Annotated in this window: 18 protein-coding genes; 4 read left to right on the forward strand and 14 right to left on the reverse strand. The window is 62.9% G+C overall.

The genetic code is table 11. The annotated features are described in order from the left end of the window. Positions 1–67: 67 nt before the first annotated feature. Entirely contained in the window at positions 68–691 is a 624-nt protein-coding gene (rlmE, locus tag GJV37_RS21895; protein WP_065085392.1) for a 23S rRNA (uridine(2552)-2'-O)-methyltransferase RlmE, read from the reverse strand. 79 nt (positions 692–770) lie between these two features. Between rlmE and GJV37_RS21900 the strand changes: the two genes are divergently transcribed. After that, entirely contained in the window at positions 771–1,085 is a 315-nt protein-coding gene (locus GJV37_RS21900) for a YhbY family RNA-binding protein (RefSeq protein WP_024765315.1), read from the forward strand. Between the two features lie 42 nt (positions 1,086–1,127). Here GJV37_RS21900 and GJV37_RS21905 read toward each other — a convergent pair whose 3' ends face one another. From GJV37_RS21905 to grpE, 9 genes are all read right to left on the reverse strand, one after another. Next, positions 1,128–1,532, reverse strand: a complete 405-nt coding sequence (locus GJV37_RS21905) for a hypothetical protein (RefSeq protein WP_024765314.1) — start codon at positions 1,530–1,532, stop codon at positions 1,128–1,130. A gap of 10 nt (positions 1,533–1,542) precedes the next feature. Next, positions 1,543–2,019 (reverse strand): transcription elongation factor GreA, encoded by a 477-nt coding sequence (gene greA, locus GJV37_RS21910; RefSeq protein ID WP_017518953.1) that lies wholly within the window; start codon positions 2,017–2,019, stop codon positions 1,543–1,545. Beyond that, entirely contained in the window at positions 2,016–5,237 is a 3,222-nt protein-coding gene (gene carB / locus GJV37_RS21915) for a carbamoyl-phosphate synthase large subunit (protein WP_038803373.1), read from the reverse strand. Before carB ends, greA begins: the two co-directional genes overlap by 4 nt. 19 nt (positions 5,238–5,256) lie before the next feature. Further along, a complete protein-coding gene (leuE, locus tag GJV37_RS21920) occupies positions 5,257–5,910 on the reverse strand; it encodes a leucine efflux protein LeuE (protein ID WP_024765313.1) in 654 nt (217 codons plus the stop codon). Positions 5,911–5,938: 28 nt separating this feature from the next. Next, positions 5,939–7,075 (reverse strand): glutamine-hydrolyzing carbamoyl-phosphate synthase small subunit, encoded by a 1,137-nt coding sequence (gene carA, locus GJV37_RS21925; protein WP_170859948.1) that lies wholly within the window; start codon positions 7,073–7,075, stop codon positions 5,939–5,941. A gap of 188 nt (positions 7,076–7,263) precedes the next feature. Continuing rightward, the gene (gene dapB, locus GJV37_RS21930) at positions 7,264–8,070 is read right to left on the reverse strand and encodes a 4-hydroxy-tetrahydrodipicolinate reductase (RefSeq protein ID WP_170859947.1); all 807 of its coding nucleotides are present in this window, start codon (positions 8,068–8,070) and stop codon (positions 7,264–7,266) included. Positions 8,071–8,127: 57 nt separating this feature from the next. Continuing rightward, the gene (dnaJ, locus tag GJV37_RS21935; RefSeq protein ID WP_038803372.1) at positions 8,128–9,258 is read right to left on the reverse strand and encodes a molecular chaperone DnaJ; all 1,131 of its coding nucleotides are present in this window, start codon (positions 9,256–9,258) and stop codon (positions 8,128–8,130) included. A 122-nt stretch (positions 9,259–9,380) separates the two neighbouring features. Further along, positions 9,381–11,297: a molecular chaperone DnaK gene (gene dnaK, locus GJV37_RS21940; protein WP_065085396.1), complete on the reverse strand. Its 1,917-nt coding sequence runs from the start codon at positions 11,295–11,297 to the stop codon at positions 9,381–9,383. Between the two features lie 90 nt (positions 11,298–11,387). Next, positions 11,388–11,951, reverse strand: a complete 564-nt coding sequence (gene grpE, locus GJV37_RS21945) for a nucleotide exchange factor GrpE (protein WP_024765309.1) — start codon at positions 11,949–11,951, stop codon at positions 11,388–11,390. A 198-nt stretch (positions 11,952–12,149) separates the two neighbouring features. Between grpE and recN the strand changes: the two genes are divergently transcribed. Then, a complete protein-coding gene (gene recN, locus GJV37_RS21950) occupies positions 12,150–13,826 on the forward strand; it encodes a DNA repair protein RecN (protein WP_170859946.1) in 1,677 nt (558 codons plus the stop codon). Positions 13,827–13,899: 73 nt separating this feature from the next. On the opposite strand, the gene fur is transcribed toward recN, so the two are convergent. Next, positions 13,900–14,304: a ferric iron uptake transcriptional regulator gene (gene fur, locus GJV37_RS21955; RefSeq protein WP_009613072.1), complete on the reverse strand. Its 405-nt coding sequence runs from the start codon at positions 14,302–14,304 to the stop codon at positions 13,900–13,902. A gap of 96 nt (positions 14,305–14,400) precedes the next feature. Between fur and GJV37_RS21960 the strand changes: the two genes are divergently transcribed. After that, positions 14,401–14,937, forward strand: a complete 537-nt coding sequence (locus GJV37_RS21960) for an outer membrane protein assembly factor BamE (protein WP_024765307.1) — start codon at positions 14,401–14,403, stop codon at positions 14,935–14,937. A gap of 72 nt (positions 14,938–15,009) precedes the next feature. Here GJV37_RS21960 and GJV37_RS21965 read toward each other — a convergent pair whose 3' ends face one another. Both GJV37_RS21965 and GJV37_RS21970 read right to left on the reverse strand, forming a co-directional pair. Next, positions 15,010–15,318 (reverse strand): RnfH family protein, encoded by a 309-nt coding sequence (locus tag GJV37_RS21965; protein ID WP_170859945.1) that lies wholly within the window; start codon positions 15,316–15,318, stop codon positions 15,010–15,012. Further along, a complete protein-coding gene (locus GJV37_RS21970) occupies positions 15,311–15,745 on the reverse strand; it encodes a type II toxin-antitoxin system RatA family toxin (RefSeq protein ID WP_024765305.1) in 435 nt (144 codons plus the stop codon). The genes GJV37_RS21965 and GJV37_RS21970 overlap by 8 nt, the downstream gene beginning before the upstream one ends. 176 nt (positions 15,746–15,921) lie before the next feature. On the opposite strand from GJV37_RS21970, the gene smpB reads away from it, so the two are divergent. Then, a complete protein-coding gene (gene smpB / locus GJV37_RS21975; protein WP_024765304.1) occupies positions 15,922–16,401 on the forward strand; it encodes an SsrA-binding protein SmpB in 480 nt (159 codons plus the stop codon). 36 nt (positions 16,402–16,437) lie between these two features. Here the strand turns inward: smpB and GJV37_RS21980 are convergent, their stop codons facing one another. Further along, positions 16,438–17,214 carry an FCD domain-containing protein gene (locus GJV37_RS21980; RefSeq protein ID WP_024765303.1) on the reverse strand — a complete coding sequence of 259 codons (777 nt, stop codon included), beginning with the start codon at positions 17,212–17,214 and terminating at the stop codon, positions 16,438–16,440. Between the last annotated feature and the right edge of the window lie 77 nt (positions 17,215–17,291).

Below are 17,291 nucleotides of genomic sequence, written 5' to 3' on the forward strand. Positions count from 1 at the left end.
CCCGGCTTTCACCGGTACAAGCAAAACCTGCAAGGCATAGACCAGAAGCCTGCCCAATCATTCCAGTCTAGGCGCCGCGAAAGCCTCGTGCGAGCAGATACTGCTCCCGTGAACGGTCGCGTGACGACAGCGGCTTGCGCATCTGCACCTTCTCGAAGTTCTCGCGAACCTGCTTGTGGTAAGCGTCGAAACCCTCACCCTGGAAAATCTTGATCAGGAAATCGCCCCCCGGACGCAGCACACGGGTGCACAGGTCCAGGGCCAGCTCGCAGAGGAACATGGCACGAGGCATGTCCACGGCGGGCAATCCACTCATATTGGGGGCCATATCGGAAATCACAAGGTCTACCGGATTTTCTCCGATGGCCTCGAGCAACTGGGCGAAGACTTCGTCCTCGGTGAAGTCCCCCTGGATGAAGGTCACATCCGGGATGCTGTCCATCGGCAGGATGTCCGAGGCGATCAGGGTGCCCTTATCGCCGATCACCCGGCTGGTGACCTGCGACCAGCCGCCCGGCGCCGCGCCGAGGTCGACCACGGTCATGCCGGGACGCAGGATGCGATCCTTCTCCTGGATTTCCAACAGCTTGTAGCTGGCACGCGAGCGATAGCCGTCGCGCTGTGCCATCTTCACGTACGGATCGTCGAAATGTTCTTTCAGCCAGCGATGGCTAGTCTTGGAACGGGCCACGTATTACCTCGTCTGAGCGGCATCCCGGTAGTACCGAAACTCGGGTAGAATATCCGCCTTTTTTACCAGGGGTCAGATTATGGCGCTCTCTCAGGAGCAGAAAAAGCAGTTCAAATCTATCGGGCATCACCTGAAACCGGTATTGACCGTTGCTGAAAACGGTCTTTCGGAAGGTGTGATGGCCGAGCTTGAGCGCGCGCTCAACGATCATGAACTGATCAAGGTGCAGTTCCGCATCACTGAACGCGACGACCGTCGCGCACTGATCGACGAACTTTGCCAGAACGGCAGTTGCGAACTGGTTCAGACCATCGGCAAGATGGCACTGATCTACCGTCGCAATCCGAAGCCGAACAAGAACCTGTCGAACATCAGCCGTTTCAGCGGGCTCTGACAGTCAAGACCGGCAACGCGGAGCCGGCAAGGCTCCGCCGCGTCAGGCCCGCTCGTCCCGCCCCGGTACCGGCTGCAGCACCAGCAGCAGACCGAACAGCGCCACCACCAGATAGTTGAACCAGAACCAGCGCTGGGCATCCGGCACGAATTGGCGCACGACGAAGAAAGTCAGGGTCATCCCCAGCACCGCCAGCAGCAGTTGTCCGCGCACTTCCCGCAGGAAGGCGACGGCGCCACGGGCCTGCCAGAGCACCAGCCCCTGCAGCACTGCACAGAAACCGGCAAAACCCAGCAGCAGCGGCTTCAGCGCGTCAGCGACGGACTCCACCAGCAGCGGCGCCAGGCCGATCTTGTCCAGCGCCGGCAGCACCACGAACTGAAGCAGCCAAAGGCCGCCGACCCAGAATGTCTGGGCCAGCAGCCAACTGATGGCGCCTGCGTTCAGTGGTTGCCGATCAGGCGTGGCGGACTTCAACGATCTCGTACTCGACATCGCCACCCGGAGTCTTCACCAGAACGGCATCGCCTTCGGTCTTGCCGATCAGCGCACGGGCGATCGGCGAGTTGACGGAGATCTTGCTGTTCTTGATGTCCGCCTCGTCGTCACCGACGATCTGGTAGGTCACCGTCTCGTCGGTCTCGACGTTGGCGATGTCCACGGTAGTACCGAAGATCACCTTGCCACTGTGCGGAATGGTGGTCACGTCGATGATCTGCGCGTTGGACAGCTTGGCCTCGATGTCGCGGATGCGAGCCTCGGACATGCCCTGCTGCTCACGGGCGGCGTGGTACTCGGCGTTTTCCTTGAGGTCGCCCAGTTCACGCGCTTCGGCGATGGCCTGGGTGATCTGCGGACGCAGAACGGTCTTCAGGTATTTCAGTTCTTCTTCCAGGGCGCGAGCGCCCTGGACGGTCATTGGAAATTTGCTCATGCGTTGATTCCTGCATGGAGATCCTGCAGACGGCGAACGGTCTTCTCGGGACCGAACTTGAGCGCCTCACAGATCGCCTGCCCCGCCGCGATGGTGGTGGTGCAGTAGATCTTGTGCTGCAGGGCGTTACGACGGATGGAATACGAGTCAGCGATGGACTGGCGGCCTTCGGTGGTGTTGATGATCAGAGTGACTTCGTCGTTCTTGATCATGTCGACCACGTGAGGACGGCCCTCAGTCACCTTGTTCACGCGACGCACCGGCAGGCCGGCAGCCTCGATCACCTTGGCGGTGCCGGCGGTGGCGACTACCTCGAAGCCCAGCGCGACCAGATCGCGGGCGACCTGAACGGCTTGCGGCTTGTCGTCCTCGCGGACGCTGATGAAGGCGCAACCGGCGTTCGGCAGGATTTCACTGGCGCCCAGCTGGGCTTTCGCGAAGGCCTCACCGAAGCTGTCGCCGACACCCATCACCTCGCCAGTGGACTTCATCTCTGGGCCGAGGATCGGGTCGACGCCGGGGAACTTGGCGAACGGGAACACCGCTTCCTTGACGCTATAGTAAGGCGGGATCACCTCTTCGGTGAAGCCGACTTCGGCCAGGGACTTGCCAGCCATGACGCGGGCCGCCACTTTCGCCAGCGACTCGCCGATGCACTTGGAGACGAACGGCACGGTACGGGACGCACGCGGGTTCACCTCGATCACATAGATGTCCTCGCCCTGAACGGCCATCTGCACGTTCATCAGGCCGACCACGCCGAGCTCCAGGGCCATCTTCTTGACCTGTTCGCGAATCTCATCCTGGATGTGCTGCGGCAGCGAGTACGGCGGCAGCGAGCAGGCGGAGTCACCGGAGTGCACGCCAGCCTGCTCGATGTGCTGCATGATGGCGCCGATCACCACGGTCTCGCCGTCGCACACCGCATCGATGTCGACTTCGATGGCGCAGTTCAGGAAGCGGTCCAGCAGCACCGGGCTGTCGTTGGAAACCTTCACGGCCTCGCGCATGTAGCGCTTGAGCTCTTCTTCCTGGTAGACGATTTCCATGGCGCGGCCGCCCAGTACGTACGACGGGCGCACCACCATCGGGTAGCCGATGTTCTTCGACAGCTCCAGGGCCTGGTCTTCGCTGCGCGCGGTGGCGTTGGCCGGCTGGCGCAGGTTCAGACGCTGGACCATCTGCTGGAAGCGCTCGCGGTCTTCGGCGCGGTCGATGGCGTCCGGGCTGGTACCGATGATCGGTACGCCGGCTTCTTCCAGGGCGCGGCAGAGTTTCAGCGGGGTCTGGCCGCCGTACTGCACGATGACGCCCTTGGGCTGCTCGACGCGGACGATTTCCAGCACGTCTTCCAGGGTCACCGGCTCGAAGTACAGGCGATCGGAGGTGTCGTAGTCGGTGGAAACGGTTTCCGGGTTGCAGTTGACCATGATGGTCTCGTAACCGTCTTCACGCATGGCCAGCGCGGCGTGTACGCAGCAGTAGTCGAACTCGATACCCTGGCCGATGCGGTTCGGACCGCCGCCCAGGATCATGATCTTGTCGCGAGTCGACGGATTGGCTTCGCACTCTTCCTCGTAGGTCGAGTACATGTAGGCGGTGTCGGTGGCGAACTCGGCGGCGCAGGTGTCCACGCGCTTGTACACCGGCAGCACCTTGAGCTTGTGGCGATGGTTGCGCAGGTTCTTCTCGGTCACACCCAGCAGGGTGGCCAGGCGCGCATCGGAGAAGCCCTTGCGCTTGAGCTTGAGCATCAGGTCGCGATCGATGGCGGACAGACCCAGGGTCTTTACACGCTCCTCGTCCTTGATCAGGTCTTCGATCTGCACCAGGAACCACTCGTCGATGCGGGTCAGGTCGAAGACTTCGGCAATGCTCTTGCCGGCGCGGAAGGCGTCGGCGACGTACCAGATGCGGTCGGCATTGGGCACGGTCAGCTCGCGCTTGAGGATGCTCTCGGCTTCCGGGTTGCTCAGGTCGAGCTTCGGATCGAAACCGGTGGCGCCGACTTCCAGGCCGCGCAGGGCTTTCTGCACGGACTCCTGGAAGGTACGGCCGATGGCCATGACTTCACCCACGGATTTCATCTGGGTGGTCAGGCGGGCGTCGGCTTTGGGGAATTTCTCGAAGGCGAAACGCGGGATCTTGGTGACGACGTAGTCGATCGCCGGCTCGAAGGACGCCGGGGTGCGGCCGCCAGTGATGTCGTTCTGCAGTTCGTCGAGGGTGTAGCCGACAGCCAGCTTGGCGGCGATCTTGGCGATCGGGAAGCCGGTGGCCTTGGACGCCAGCGCCGAGGAACGCGATACGCGCGGGTTCATCTCGATCACCACCATGCGGCCGGTGTTCGGGCAGATGCCGAACTGCACGTTGGAACCGCCGGTTTCCACCCCGATCTCACGCAGCACCGCCAGCGAGGCGTTGCGCATGATCTGGTATTCCTTGTCGGTCAGGGTCTGCGCCGGCGCGACGGTGATCGAGTCACCGGTGTGCACGCCCATCGGGTCGAAGTTCTCGATGGCGCAGACGATGATGCAGTTGTCCTTCTTGTCGCGGACAACTTCCATCTCGTATTCCTTCCAGCCGATCAGCGATTCGTCGATCAGCAGTTCGTTGGTCGGCGACAGATCCAGACCGCGGGTGCAGATTTCTTCGAATTCCTCCCGGTTGTAGGCAATGCCGCCGCCGGTGCCGCCCATGGTGAAGGACGGGCGGATGATGCACGGGAAGTTGACCTTCTCCAGCACGCCGTAGGCTTCTTCCATGCTGTGGGCGATACCCGAGCGCGGGCAGGCCAGGCCGATATCACGCATGGCCTTGTCGAAGCGCGAACGGTCTTCGGCCTTGTCGATGGTGTCGGCGTTGGCGCCGATCATTTCCACGCCGAACTGCTCCAGAACGCCGTGACGCTCCAGGTCCAGGGCGCAGTTCAGCGCGGTCTGGCCGCCCATGGTCGGCAGCAGCGCGTCGGGGCGTTCCTTCTCGATGATCTTGGCGACGGTCTGCCACTTGATCGGTTCGATGTAGGTGGCGTCGGCCATGGCCGGGTCGGTCATGATGGTGGCCGGGTTGGAGTTCACCAGGATGACACGGAAGCCTTCTTCCTTCAGGGCCTTGCAGGCCTGTGCGCCGGAGTAGTCGAACTCGCAGGCCTGGCCGATGACGATCGGGCCGGCGCCGAGGATCAGGATGCTCTTGATGTCTGTACGCTTGGGCATGGGACTCTCGTTGCAATATTCAGGAAAGGGTTGCGCTGGCCAGCTTCACGCCAAAGCCGACGAACAGGGCGCCGACGCCGCTCGAAGCGCCGGCAGCCAGCCGTTGCCGCCGACGGAACCAGGCCGCCAGACGCACACCGGAGAAAATCAGGAAACTCAGGTACAAGGCGCTGATGATCTCGAGGATCGTGCCCAGTACCAGGAACGACAGGCCGGGATAGGCGTAACCCGGGTCGACGAACTGGATGAAGAAGGAGATGAAGAAGAGGATCGCCTTGGGGTTGGACAGGCTCAGCAGCAGCGCCTTGCGGAACGGCTGGTTGACGTCCACTTCCTTGGCCGGCGCGGCGGCCGCATCCAGTGGTTGGCGCAGCTTCTGCCAGCCTCCACGGAGCATGCCTACCCCTAAGTAGAACAGGTAGGCGGCGCCGACGTACTTCAGGCCCAGGAACAGCATCGGCTCGGCCTTGAGGACCGAGGCGATACCCAGCGCCGACAGGAACATCAGGATCGCATCGCCCAGGAACACCGCGCTCGCCGCCCGGTAGCCCGAGGCCACGCCGCGCTGGGCGGCAGTGGCGAGGACGAACAGCGAGTTCGGCCCCGGCAACAGGACGATGAACAACGTACCCAGGACATAGGTCCAGAGGTCGGTGATTCCCAGGGTCGGCATCATCTTCTTTCCCTCTTCGAGCTCGGACTCAGCGGCGCTCGGCCATCGCCGCGATGAAGCGGTCGAACAGCGGGGCAACGTCGTGCGGGCCGGGGCTGGCTTCCGGGTGGCCCTGGAAGCTGAAGGCCACTCTATCGGTACGCTCGACGCCCTGCAGGGTGCCGTCGAACAGCGACTTGTGGGTGGCGCGCAGGTTGGCCGGCATGCTTGCCTCGTCCACGGCAAAACCGTGGTTCTGGCTGGTGATCATCACCACACCCGAATCCAGATCCTGCACCGGGTGGTTGGCGCCATGGTGGCCGTGGCCCATCTTCACGGTTTTCGCGCCGGAAGCCAGGGCCAGCAGTTGGTGACCCAGACAGATGCCGAAGATCGGCGTCTCGGTGTCGAGGAACTCGCGGATGGCCTGGATGGCGTAGTCGCACGGCTCGGGGTCGCCAGGTCCGTTGGAAAGGAAGATGCCGTCCGGGTTCAGGGCCAGCACTTCGCTCGCCGGGGTCTGCGCCGGCACCACGGTCAGGCGGCAGCCGCGGGCGACCAGCATGCGCAGGATGTTCAGCTTCACGCCGAAGTCGTAGGCGACTACGTGGTACGGCAGGTCGGCGGCGGCGATTTCCGGATGACTGTCGGTTTCCAGGTTCCAGACGCTGGAACGCCACTCGTACTTCTCGGTGGAGGACACGACTTTCGCCAGGTCCATGCCCTTCAGGCCCGGGAAGCCGCGCGCCAGTTCGAGGGCTTTTTCCTCGGTGGCGTCGTCGCCAGCCAGGATGCAGCCGTTCTGCGAACCCTTTTCGCGCAGGATGCGGGTCAGGCGGCGGGTGTCGATGCCAGCGATGGCAACGGTGCCGTTCTCTTTCAGGTAGTCCGGCAGGGACTGCTTGTCGCGCCAGCTGCTGGACAGCAGCGGCAGGTCACGAATGATCAGGCCGGCGGCCCAGACCTTGTTCGACTCGGCGTCTTCGGGCGTGGTGCCGGTGTTACCGATGTGCGGGTAGGTCAGGGTGACGATCTGTTGGGCGTAGGAAGGATCGGTAAGGATTTCCTGGTAGCCGGTCATGGCGGTGTTGAACACCACCTCTCCGACGGTCTGGCCGTCGGCGCCGATGGCTTCACCGCGAAAAACGCTGCCGTCGGCAAGTGCAAGTATGGCTGGCTTAGTCAAGAAGACCTCCCGTAGTTCAAGCCTGGCTGGGCGTGCGCAGATTGTAAAAAAGCGGGATGACATCAGAAGAAGTCATCCCGCTTTTTATGTGATTCATGCTGCGCTGCTTTTAGTGGACACACTAAAGCTGTAGTTTACAGAAATGCGACATCATGGTCCACCTTTTGCACGACGTACGGCCATGCCACTCAGCGAAGGCCAAGTACGTCCTGCATGTCGTACAGGCCGCTGGCCTGCCCTTCCAGCCATTGCGCGGCACGCACGGCGCCACGAGCAAAGGTCATGCGGCTCGAGGCCTTGTGGGTGATTTCCACGCGCTCGCCATCCGCGGCGAACAGCACGGTGTGGTCGCCCACCACGTCGCCAGCACGTACGGTGGCAAAACCGATGGTCTCGCGCGAACGAGCGCCGGTCTGACCTTCACGACCGTAGACAGCCACCTTCTCGAGATCACGACCCAGGGCGCTGGCGACCACTTCACCCATGCGCAGCGCGGTGCCGGAGGGCGCGTCGACCTTGTGACGGTGATGCGCCTCGAGGATCTCGATATCCACATCGTCACCCAGCACGCGGGCGGCGGTATCGAGTAGCTTCAGGCAGAGGTTCACGCCCACGCTGTAGTTGGCTGCGAAGACGATCGGGATGTCCTTCGCCGCTTCGTTCAGCAGCTCCTTCTCGGCCGCGGAAAAGCCCGTGGTGCCGATGACCATGGCCTTGCCGGCCTTGCGGCAGACTTCCAGGTTCTTCAGGGTCACGGTCGGATGAGTGAAGTCGATCAGCACATCGAACTCGTCGACCACCTTGGCCAGGTCGCCCGACAGCGGCACACCAATACGGCCCAGGCCGGCCAGCTCGCCCGCGTCGGCGCCCACCAGGGTGCTGTCCGGGCGGTCTACCGCAGCAGTCAGGCCAGCGCTGCCGCCAGTCTGCTGCACGGCCTCGATCAGGGTCTTGCCCATGCGCCCGGCGGCGCCCATTACGGCTATACGTCGCATATAAAACAGCTCCAAGCTAAAAAGGCCCCGGGCGATTCGCACCGCCGGGGCCCTGTATCACAGATCGTCGAAGAAGCGCTTCATGCCCTCGAACCAGCCACTGGCCTTGGGCGAATTGGAGGAGTTGCCCTGCAGGGTGCCACGGAACTCTTCGAGCAGCTCGCGCTGACGCTTGTCCAGCTGCACTGGCGTCTCCACCACCACGCGACACATCAGGTCGCCGGCACCGCCGCCGCGCACCGGGGCAACGCCCTTACCGCGCAGACGGAACAGCTTGCCGGTCTGGGTGCCTTCGGGGATCTTCAGCTTCACGCGTCCATCCAGGGTCGGCACTTCCAGCTCGCCCCCCAGGGCAGCATCGGCGAAGCTGATCGGCACTTCGCAGTACAGGTGCTTGCCGTCACGCTGGAAGATGTCGTGCTCACGCACGTTCACCACCACATACAGATCGCCCGCCGGGCCACCGTGGGCGCCGGCCTCGCCTTCGCCGGTCAGGCGGATGCGGTCACCGGTATCGACGCCGGCCGGCACTTTCACCGACAGGGTCTTGTGCTCTTCCACACGACCCTGGCCGTGGCAGGAGCCACAAGGGTCGGTGATCATCTTGCCGCTGCCATGGCAGCGCGGGCAGGTCTGCTGCACCGAGAAGAAGCCCTGCTGCATGCGCACCTGGCCGATACCACCGCAGGTGGTACAGGTGACCGGCGTAGTGCCGGGCTTGGCGCCACTGCCGCTGCAGGTCTTGCAGCCGACCAGGGTCGGAACGCGGATGGTCACGGTAGTGCCGCGCACCGCGTCTTCCAGGTCCAGGTCGAGGGTGTAGCGCAGGTCCGCGCCACGGGCCGGGCCGCCGCGAGAGCCGCCGCGTCCGCCACCACCACCGAAGAAGTCACTGAAGACATCACCGAAGATGTCCGAGAAGCTTGCGCCACCAAAGCCTGCACCGCCGCCACCCATCTGCGGATCGACACCGGCATGGCCGTACTGATCGTAGGCCGCACGTTTGCTGGCGTCGGACAGGACCTCGTACGCCTCGTTGGCCTCCTTGAATTTATCCTCGGCCTCCTTGTCGCCGGGATTGCGGTCCGGGTGGAACTTCATGGCGAGCCGGCGATAGGCCTTCTTCAGGTCCGCTTCGCTGGCGCCGCGCTCGACACCCAGTACCTCGTAAAAATCACGTTTGGCCATAACTTTCCTGCACTCTAAAAACCGTTCCCCCAGACACGCCAACGCGGGAGCAAGCCCCCGCGTGACGTTTCATGCGCACCGACACGCTGGTCGGTGCGCCGGAGCGGAAGCAAGCACGCGGCTTACTTGTTCTCCTTGACCTCTTCGAACTCGGCGTCGACGACGTCGTCGCCAGCCTTGTCGTCAGCGGTCTCGCCCTGAGCGGCAGCACCCGGCTGCGGCTGTTCGGCGTACATCTTCTGCGCCAGCGGAGTGGACGCCTGGGACAGCGCGTTCATCTTCGCTTCGATCTCGGCCTTGTCGTCGCCTTTCACGGCCACTTCCAGCTCGCCGAGAGCCTTCTCGATGGCAGCCTTCTCCTCGGCAGTGGCCTTGTCGCCAGCCTCGGTGACCATCTTGCGAGTCGCATGGACCAGTGCATCGCCCTGGTTGCGGGCAGCGGCCAGCTCCTCGAACTTGCGGTCTTCCTCGGCATTCGCCTCGGCGTCGCGGACCATCTGCTGGATCTCATCCTCGGACAGACCGGAGGAAGCCTTGATCACAATGGACTGCTGCTTGCCGGTAGCCTTGTCCTTGGCGCCGACGTGCAGGATGCCGTTGGCGTCGATGTCGAAGGTCACTTCGATCTGCGGCACGCCGCGCGGAGCCGGCGGGATGTCGGCCAGGTCGAACTTGCCCAGCGACTTGTTCTGCGCGGCTTGCTTGCGCTCGCCCTGCAGCACGTGGATGGTCACGGCGCCCTGGTTGTCATCGGCAGTGGAGAACACCTGCGACTTCTTGGTCGGGATGGTGGTGTTCTTGTCGATCAGCGCGGTCATCACGCCACCGAGGGTTTCGATACCCAGGGTGAGCGGGGTGACGTCGAGCAGCAGCACGTCCTTCACGTCGCCGGCCAGCACGGCGCCCTGGATGGCAGCACCCATGGCAACGGCTTCGTCCGGGTTGACGTCCTTGCGCGCTTCCTTGCCGAAGAACTCGGCAACGGTCTTCTGCACCAGCGGCATGCGGGTCTGACCGCCGACCAGGATCACTTCGTCGATCTTCGAGACATCGAGGCCCGCATCTTTCAGCGCAACGCGGCACGGCTCGATGGTGCGAGCAACCAGATCTTCCACCAGGGATTCCAGCTTGGCGCGGGACACCTTGACGTTCAGGTGTTTCGGGCCGGAAGCGTCAGCGGTGACGTACGGCAGGTTGACGTCGGTCTGCTGGGTCGAGGACAGCTCGATCTTGGCCTTCTCGGCAGCTTCCTTCAGGCGCTGCATGGCCAACGGGTCGCCCTTGAGGTCCATGCCGGATTCTTTCTTGAACTCCTCGACGAGGTAGTCGATCAGGCGCAGGTCGAAGTCTTCACCCCCCAGGAAGGTGTCGCCGTTGGTGGCCAGCACTTCGAACTGGTGCTCGCCGTCTACTTCGGCAATTTCGATCACGGAAACGTCGAAGGTACCGCCACCCAGGTCATAGACAATGATGGTGTGGTCGCCCTTGGCCTTGTCCAGGCCATAGGCCAGCGCAGCCGCGGTCGGCTCGTTGATGATGCGCTTGACGTCCAGACCGGCAATGCGGCCGGCATCCTTGGTGGCCTGACGCTGGCTGTCGTTGAAGTAGGCCGGGACGGTGATGACCGCTTCGGTAACCGGCTCGCCCAGGTAGTCCTCGGCAGTCTTCTTCATCTTCTTCAGGACTTCGGCGGAGACCTGCGGCGGAGCCATCTTCTGGCCCTTGGCCTCGACCCACGCATCGCCGTTGTCAGCCTTGACGATGTTGTAAGGCACCATCTTGATGTCTTTCTGTACGACATCTTCTTCGAAGCGACGGCCGATCAGACGCTTGACCGCATACAAAGTGTTCTTCGGGTTGGTCACAGCCTGGCGCTTCGCCGGCTGACCCACCAGGATTTCGCCATCGTTGGCGTAGCCAATGATCGACGGGGTGGTACGAGCGCCTTCGGCGTTCTCGATGACCTTGACGTTACCGTTCTCCAGGATGGACACACAGGAGTTGGTGGTCCCCAGGTCGATACCAATGATTTTGCCCATAATTCACTCTCCAGAAATTAGATTCCGCGCTGACCCTGTTGCGGGTCTTTGGCTCGGTTGATTACCCAGATGGGGACCGGGTGATGGATTTCAAGCCTTCTCGTCGATCGAAGGCGGAGTTTGTTCCGGCGCCTTGCTGACCACGACCATGGCCGGGCGCAGCAGGCGACCGTTGAGCAGGTAGCCCTTCTGGAACACCTTGACCACACTGCCCGGCTCGAGGCGGATGCTCTCTTCCATGGCCATTGCCTGGTGGTGCTCGGGGTTGAACGGCTCGCCGTGCGGGTCGACCGGCTCAAGGTTGTAGCGCACCAGCGTGTCGTGGAACATCTTCAGCGTCAGCTCGATGCCTTCGCGCATCGGCTTGATCGCTTCGTCTTCCGGGTTCGACATCTCCAGCGCCCGCTCGAGGGTATCGACGATCGGCAGCAAGTCGCCGGCGAATTTCTCCAACGCGAACTTGTGCGCCTTCTCCACGTCCTGCTCGGCACGGCGGCGGACGTTCTGCAACTCGGCAACAGCGCGCAGGCTCTGGTCCTTCGCCGCCGCCACCTGTTCTTCCAGCTCCAGCACGCGGGCGTTCAGATCCCCGGTAGCGCCGGCTTCGGGCTGCTCGTTGAACTGGGAATCCTGAGTCTGTTGTTCGTCAGACATGCCACTCTCCTAAAAAGAAAATAAGCCTTTGAAAACAAGGCGAACCCAATGGTCCGCGGCTCTGGCGTGTATATGGGGCGCTTTTTTTTTACTTCAAGGGCTGGGACTTCAGGGACCAACCAGCAAGCGACGAGGGAGAATTGCCAGCCGCAAAAAATACTGTATAAATAAACAGACATCTTTGCGGAGCCGCCGCCCATGTTGGTTCATCTGTCCGTTCACAACTACGCCATCGTCGAGCACCTCGATCTCGAGCTCGCCGCCGGCATGACCGTGATCACCGGCGAAACCGGCGCCGGCAAGTCGATCATGCTCGACGCCCTCGGCCTTGCCCTGGGCGACCGTGCCGACAGCGGCGTGGTACGCCCCGGCTGCGACAAGGCCGACATTCTCGCCAGCTTCGATGTCAGCGCGATTGCCGAAGCCCGCGACTGGCTCGCAGAGCGCGACCTGGAACAGGATGGCCCGTGCATCCTGCGCCGGGTGATCACCGCCGAAGGTCGCTCCCGCGCCTACATCAATGGCACACCCTGCCCACTCGCTGACCTCAAGCACCTGGGCGAACTGCTGATCGACATCCACAGCCAGCACGAACACCAGTCGCTGCTCAAGGCCGATACCCACCGCCGCCTGCTCGACGAATTTGCCGGCAGCCAGGATCTGGCGCGCCAGGTGCACCTCGCCGCGCAACGCTGGAAGCAGACCCACCAGGAACTGGACCGCCTGTCACGCAACGGCGACGAACAGCGCGCTCGTCATCAGTTGCTCAGCTATCAGCTGGAAGAACTGGAGAATCTCGGCCTGGGTGACAATGAACTGGAGGCTCTGGAAGCCGAACACAAGACCCAGAGCAACGCCGGCAGCCTGATCGCCGCCTGCCGCCAGGTGGTCGAACTGTGCAGCGAAAACGACGCCGGCAATGTGCTGTCGGCGCTGACTTCCAGTCTCAATCGGCTCACCGCCTTCCAGAGCCAGCCAATCGCCTTGAGCGAAGCGGTGAACCTGCTGTCCAGCGCGCAAATACAGGTGGAGGAAGCTATCGGCGAACTGAACCGTTTCGTCGACCACTTCGACGCCGACCCCCTGCGCCTGCAGCAGCTGGAAGAGCGCATGGATGCTATCTATAGCCTCGCCCGCAAGCACCGCGTGCAGCCCCACGAACTACAGGATCTGCAACAACGCCTGCTGGACGAGCTGGAAGCGCTGAATGCCGACGACGAAGCCGTCGACCGCCTGGGCGAAGAGCTCGCCGCCTACGCTCGTCATTACCAGGAGAAAGCTGCAGAGCTTAGCCAACTTCGTCGCGCCGCCGCACCACAACTGGCCAAGGCCGTGGAAGTGGAAATGCAGCGCCTGGGGATGCCTGGGGGCCGCTTCTCCATCGATTTGCGCGACGCCACCTCCGATGAGCCTCAGGTGAACGGCCTGGAACAGCTGGAATTCCTGGTCAGCGCCAACCCCGGCCAACCCATGAAAGGCCTGGCGAAAGTCGCCTCGGGCGGTGAGCTGTCGCGCATCAGCCTGGCCATCCAGGTGATCACCGCGCAGACCTCGCGCATTCCCACCCTGGTCTTCGACGAGGTGGACGTCGGCATCGGTGGCCCCACCGCCGAAGTGGTCGGCCAGTTGCTGCGCCGCCTCGGCGATCGCGGCCAGGTGCTGACCGTCACCCACCTGCCGCAGGTCGCCGCACAGGGCCACCAGCACCTGTTCGTGCACAAGGACCGCGACACCAGCGAAACCCGCACCGCCGTGGCCAACCTGAAAAAAGCCGAACGCATCGAGGAAGTCGCCCGCATGCTCGGCGGCGTCGACCTGACCAAAGAATCCCTGGCCCACGCGCGCAAGATGGTGGACTCCGCCGTGCAGGATTGACCCCTTTCTTGGAAGGAGCGAGCACAAACGAAAACGGCGACCCGAGGGTCGCCGTTTCTGCATCTGCGTACGCTTACTTCTTCTTGCGCACGTAGAGCACCAGGTTGTGATCGACGAGCTCGAAGCCGCGCTCCTTGACGATCTCTTTCTGGCGTTTCTCGATTTCAGAGTCCATGAACTCGATGACTTCGCCGGTGTCGACGCAGACCATGTGGTCATGGTGACCGCTGTCGGCCAGCTCGAAGACGGCATGGCCGCCGTCGAAGTTGTGGCGCACCACCAGGCCGGCGGCTTCGAACTGGGTCAGGACGCGGTAGACGGTGGCCAGACCAACGTCTTCACCCGCCTCCATCAGCGCCTTGTAAACATCCTCTGCGCTCATATGGCGCTGCTCGGCGGAGTCGAGCATCTGGAGGATCTTGACGCGCGGCAGCGTGACCTTGAGTCCGGCTTTGCGCAGTTCGCTATTTTCAACCATGTGTGCTTTCTCGCCGCGGAATGCTTCGCAGCACCCCTCAATACAGGTATGATCGGGATTTCGTCGCTCAGCCAAGATAGTGGAAGTCACCCCTTGATGCAAAACGCCAAGCTCATGCTGACCAGTCTCGCTTTCGGGCTGGGACTCGCCGCACTCGCCGGTTGCTCGTTCCCGGGGGTCTACAAGATCGATATCCAGCAGGGCAACGTTGTAACGCAGGATATGATAGACCAGTTGAAGCCCGGAATGACCCGACGCCAAGTGCGGTTTATCATGGGCAACCCGTTGATCGTGGATACTTTCCACCCCAATCGCTGGGATTACCTGTACAGCATCCAGCCCGGCGGCGGTCAGCGCCAGCAGGAGCGGATGAGCCTGTATTTCGGCCAGAACGACCAGTTGGTCGGCCTGAACGGTGACTTCATGCCTGGCGTCAGTCGCGACGAATCGATCCTCGGCAAGGACGGCGTCACCCCGCCACTGGCCCCGGAAGCGCCTCAGCAGCAGCCCGAGCAACCCAAGGAGCAACCGGCCAAGCCCGGCTCCGTGGAAGAGCAGATCCAGAAGGAAGTCGATCAGGTGGAAACCGTACCGATCCCGACTCCGGAACCGCTGGACAAGAATCCGCAGTAAGGGATTCGTGCCAACAAAAAAGCCCGGCCAATGCCGGGCTTTTTTGTTGGCCGTGGTTTCATCACCGAAGTATCAGCCGCGCGCCGCCTTGGCTCTCGCCGCGCGGTGCTTGCGCACTTCCTTGGGATCGGCGATCAGCGGGCGATAGATTTCTACCCGCTCCCCTTCTTCCAGCACGCGCTCGTCGGGCCTGGCCACTACCTTGCCGAAGATGCCCAGCGGACAGCTCTGCACATCCAGATCGGGAAAATGAGCGGAAATATCCGACAGCGCCACCGCCTCGCGCATCCGAGTGCCACGGGGAACACTCAGGCGCAGCAGCATCTGCTTTTCCGGCAAGGCATAGACCACCTCGATGGCGATACTCGCGGATTCAACCATGCAGCTGCTTGGCACGCTGGCAGAAGGCGTCGACCATGGTGTTCGCTGCCTGGGTGAACAGCGGGCCGAGCGTGGCTTTCACCAGCGCTCCGGCGTAGTCGAAGGTCAGGTCCAGGGAAATCTTGCAGGCCTTGTCACCCAGCGCCTTGAAGGTCCACACGCCATGCAGCTGGGTGAACGGCCCCTCCTCGAGGTTCATCTCGATGCTCTGCCCCGGCACCAGCACGTTACGGGTGGTGAAGCGCTGGGTAATGCTGCCCTTGGCCACGGTCAGCTCGGCGCGCATGGCCGTATCGCTTTCCGCCAGTACGGTGGAAGCCGAACACCAGGGCAGGAACTCCGGGTAGCGCGCCACATCGTTGACCAGGTCGTACAGCGCCTTCGCCGGATAGGGCAGCAGGGCCGAACGCTGGATATGCGTGCTCATAGATTTCTCGCTTTGTGTTGTGGGGCATCTGACCGACATCTGACCGGACAGCAGCGCCCTCTGATCAAAAAAACAGCGCGCATTCTCCGAGATTAGCCACGCACCCTCAAGCTTGCATGCCGTCGCATGCTGTCCCGATAGCGGCGCGGCGAGTGACTCCCTATAATGCGCGGCCTATGGCTAAACAGAAGAAACACCCTTCGGGGACCATCGCGCAGAACAAGAAGGCTCTGCACGACTACTTCATCGAGCAGCGCTTCGAGGCAGGCATCGCCCTGGCCGGCTGGGAAGTGAAAAGCCTGCGCGCCGGCAAGGCGCAGCTGGTGGACAGCTACGTGCTGCTCAAGGATGGCGAGGCCTGGCTGCTCGGCAGTCACATCACGCCGCTGACCACTGCCAGCACCCACGTCATCGCCGACCCGGTGCGCACGCGCAAGCTGCTGCTGCACAAGCGCGAGCTGGGCAAGCTGTTCGGCGCCGTGCAGCAGAAGGGCTACGCCTGCGTTGCGCTGTCGATGTACTGGAAGAAGCACCTGATCAAGTGCGAGATCGCACTGGCCAAGGGCAAGAAAGAGTACGACAAGCGCGGCACCGAGAAGGAGCGCGACTCCGACCGGGAAATCCAGCGCGCCATTCGTCACGGCAAGGACGACTGAGCCTCCAAGCGCCCTCCTGCGAGGGCGTGTTGCCGGTCAGGCGTCCACCGCGCCCTGGCGTCGCTGCGCGCGTTGCAGGCGCAATTCCTTCGCCTGCACCTCGGCCAGCACTTCCTGCACGTAGTCGATATGCCGCTGGGAAATCTCCCGCGCCGCTTCCGCGTGCCCGCCAATAATCGCCTCGTACAACTCGCGGTGCTGACGCATCAGTTGCTCGCGCGTCTCGTCACGCTGTGCGTACATCCCGCCGATATTGGTCACCACATTGCGCTTGAGCAAATCGAACAGGCCACGAATGGTGTGCAGCAGCACGGCGTTGTGGCTGGCCTCGGCGATGGCCAGATGGAACGCCGCGTCCGCCGCCCCCTCCTCCGCACGACTGACCTTGCCCACCCGCAGATAGCAATCCTGCAGCGTATCGAAGGACTGCTTCAGGCGCTGGTGATCCACCTCGGTCGCTCGCAACGCCGCGTAATAGGCGCAGGAGCCTTCCAGGGTGTGGCGGAACTCCAGCAGATCGCGCTGTGCCTCCGGATTGCTTTCCAGCAGGTGCAGCAGCGGATCGCTGAACATGGAGCCCAACCCCTCGCTGACATAGTTGCCTCCGCCCTGGCGACTGACCAGCAGCCCCTTGGCGCCGAGCTTCTGGATCGCCTCGCGCAGTGAGGGCCGCGACACGCCGAACTGCTCGGCCAGCACGCGCTCGGCGGGCAAGCGCTCGCCAGCCTTGAGAGTGCCCTCGAGGATCATCGCTTCCAGCCGCTCGACGATGTCGTCCGACAAACGGCGCTGCTTGACCTGACCAAAACTCATCTTCGTGCCCCCTCGCTCTCTCACTCTGAGCCGCGCTCCAGACGCGCTCTGCACAGCGCGCGGCAGCCTACCCAGTG

It is taken from the genome of Pseudomonas nitroreducens, assembly GCF_010994165.1.
In the GTDB taxonomy this organism is placed as follows: domain Bacteria; phylum Pseudomonadota; class Gammaproteobacteria; order Pseudomonadales; family Pseudomonadaceae; genus Pseudomonas; species Pseudomonas nitroreducens.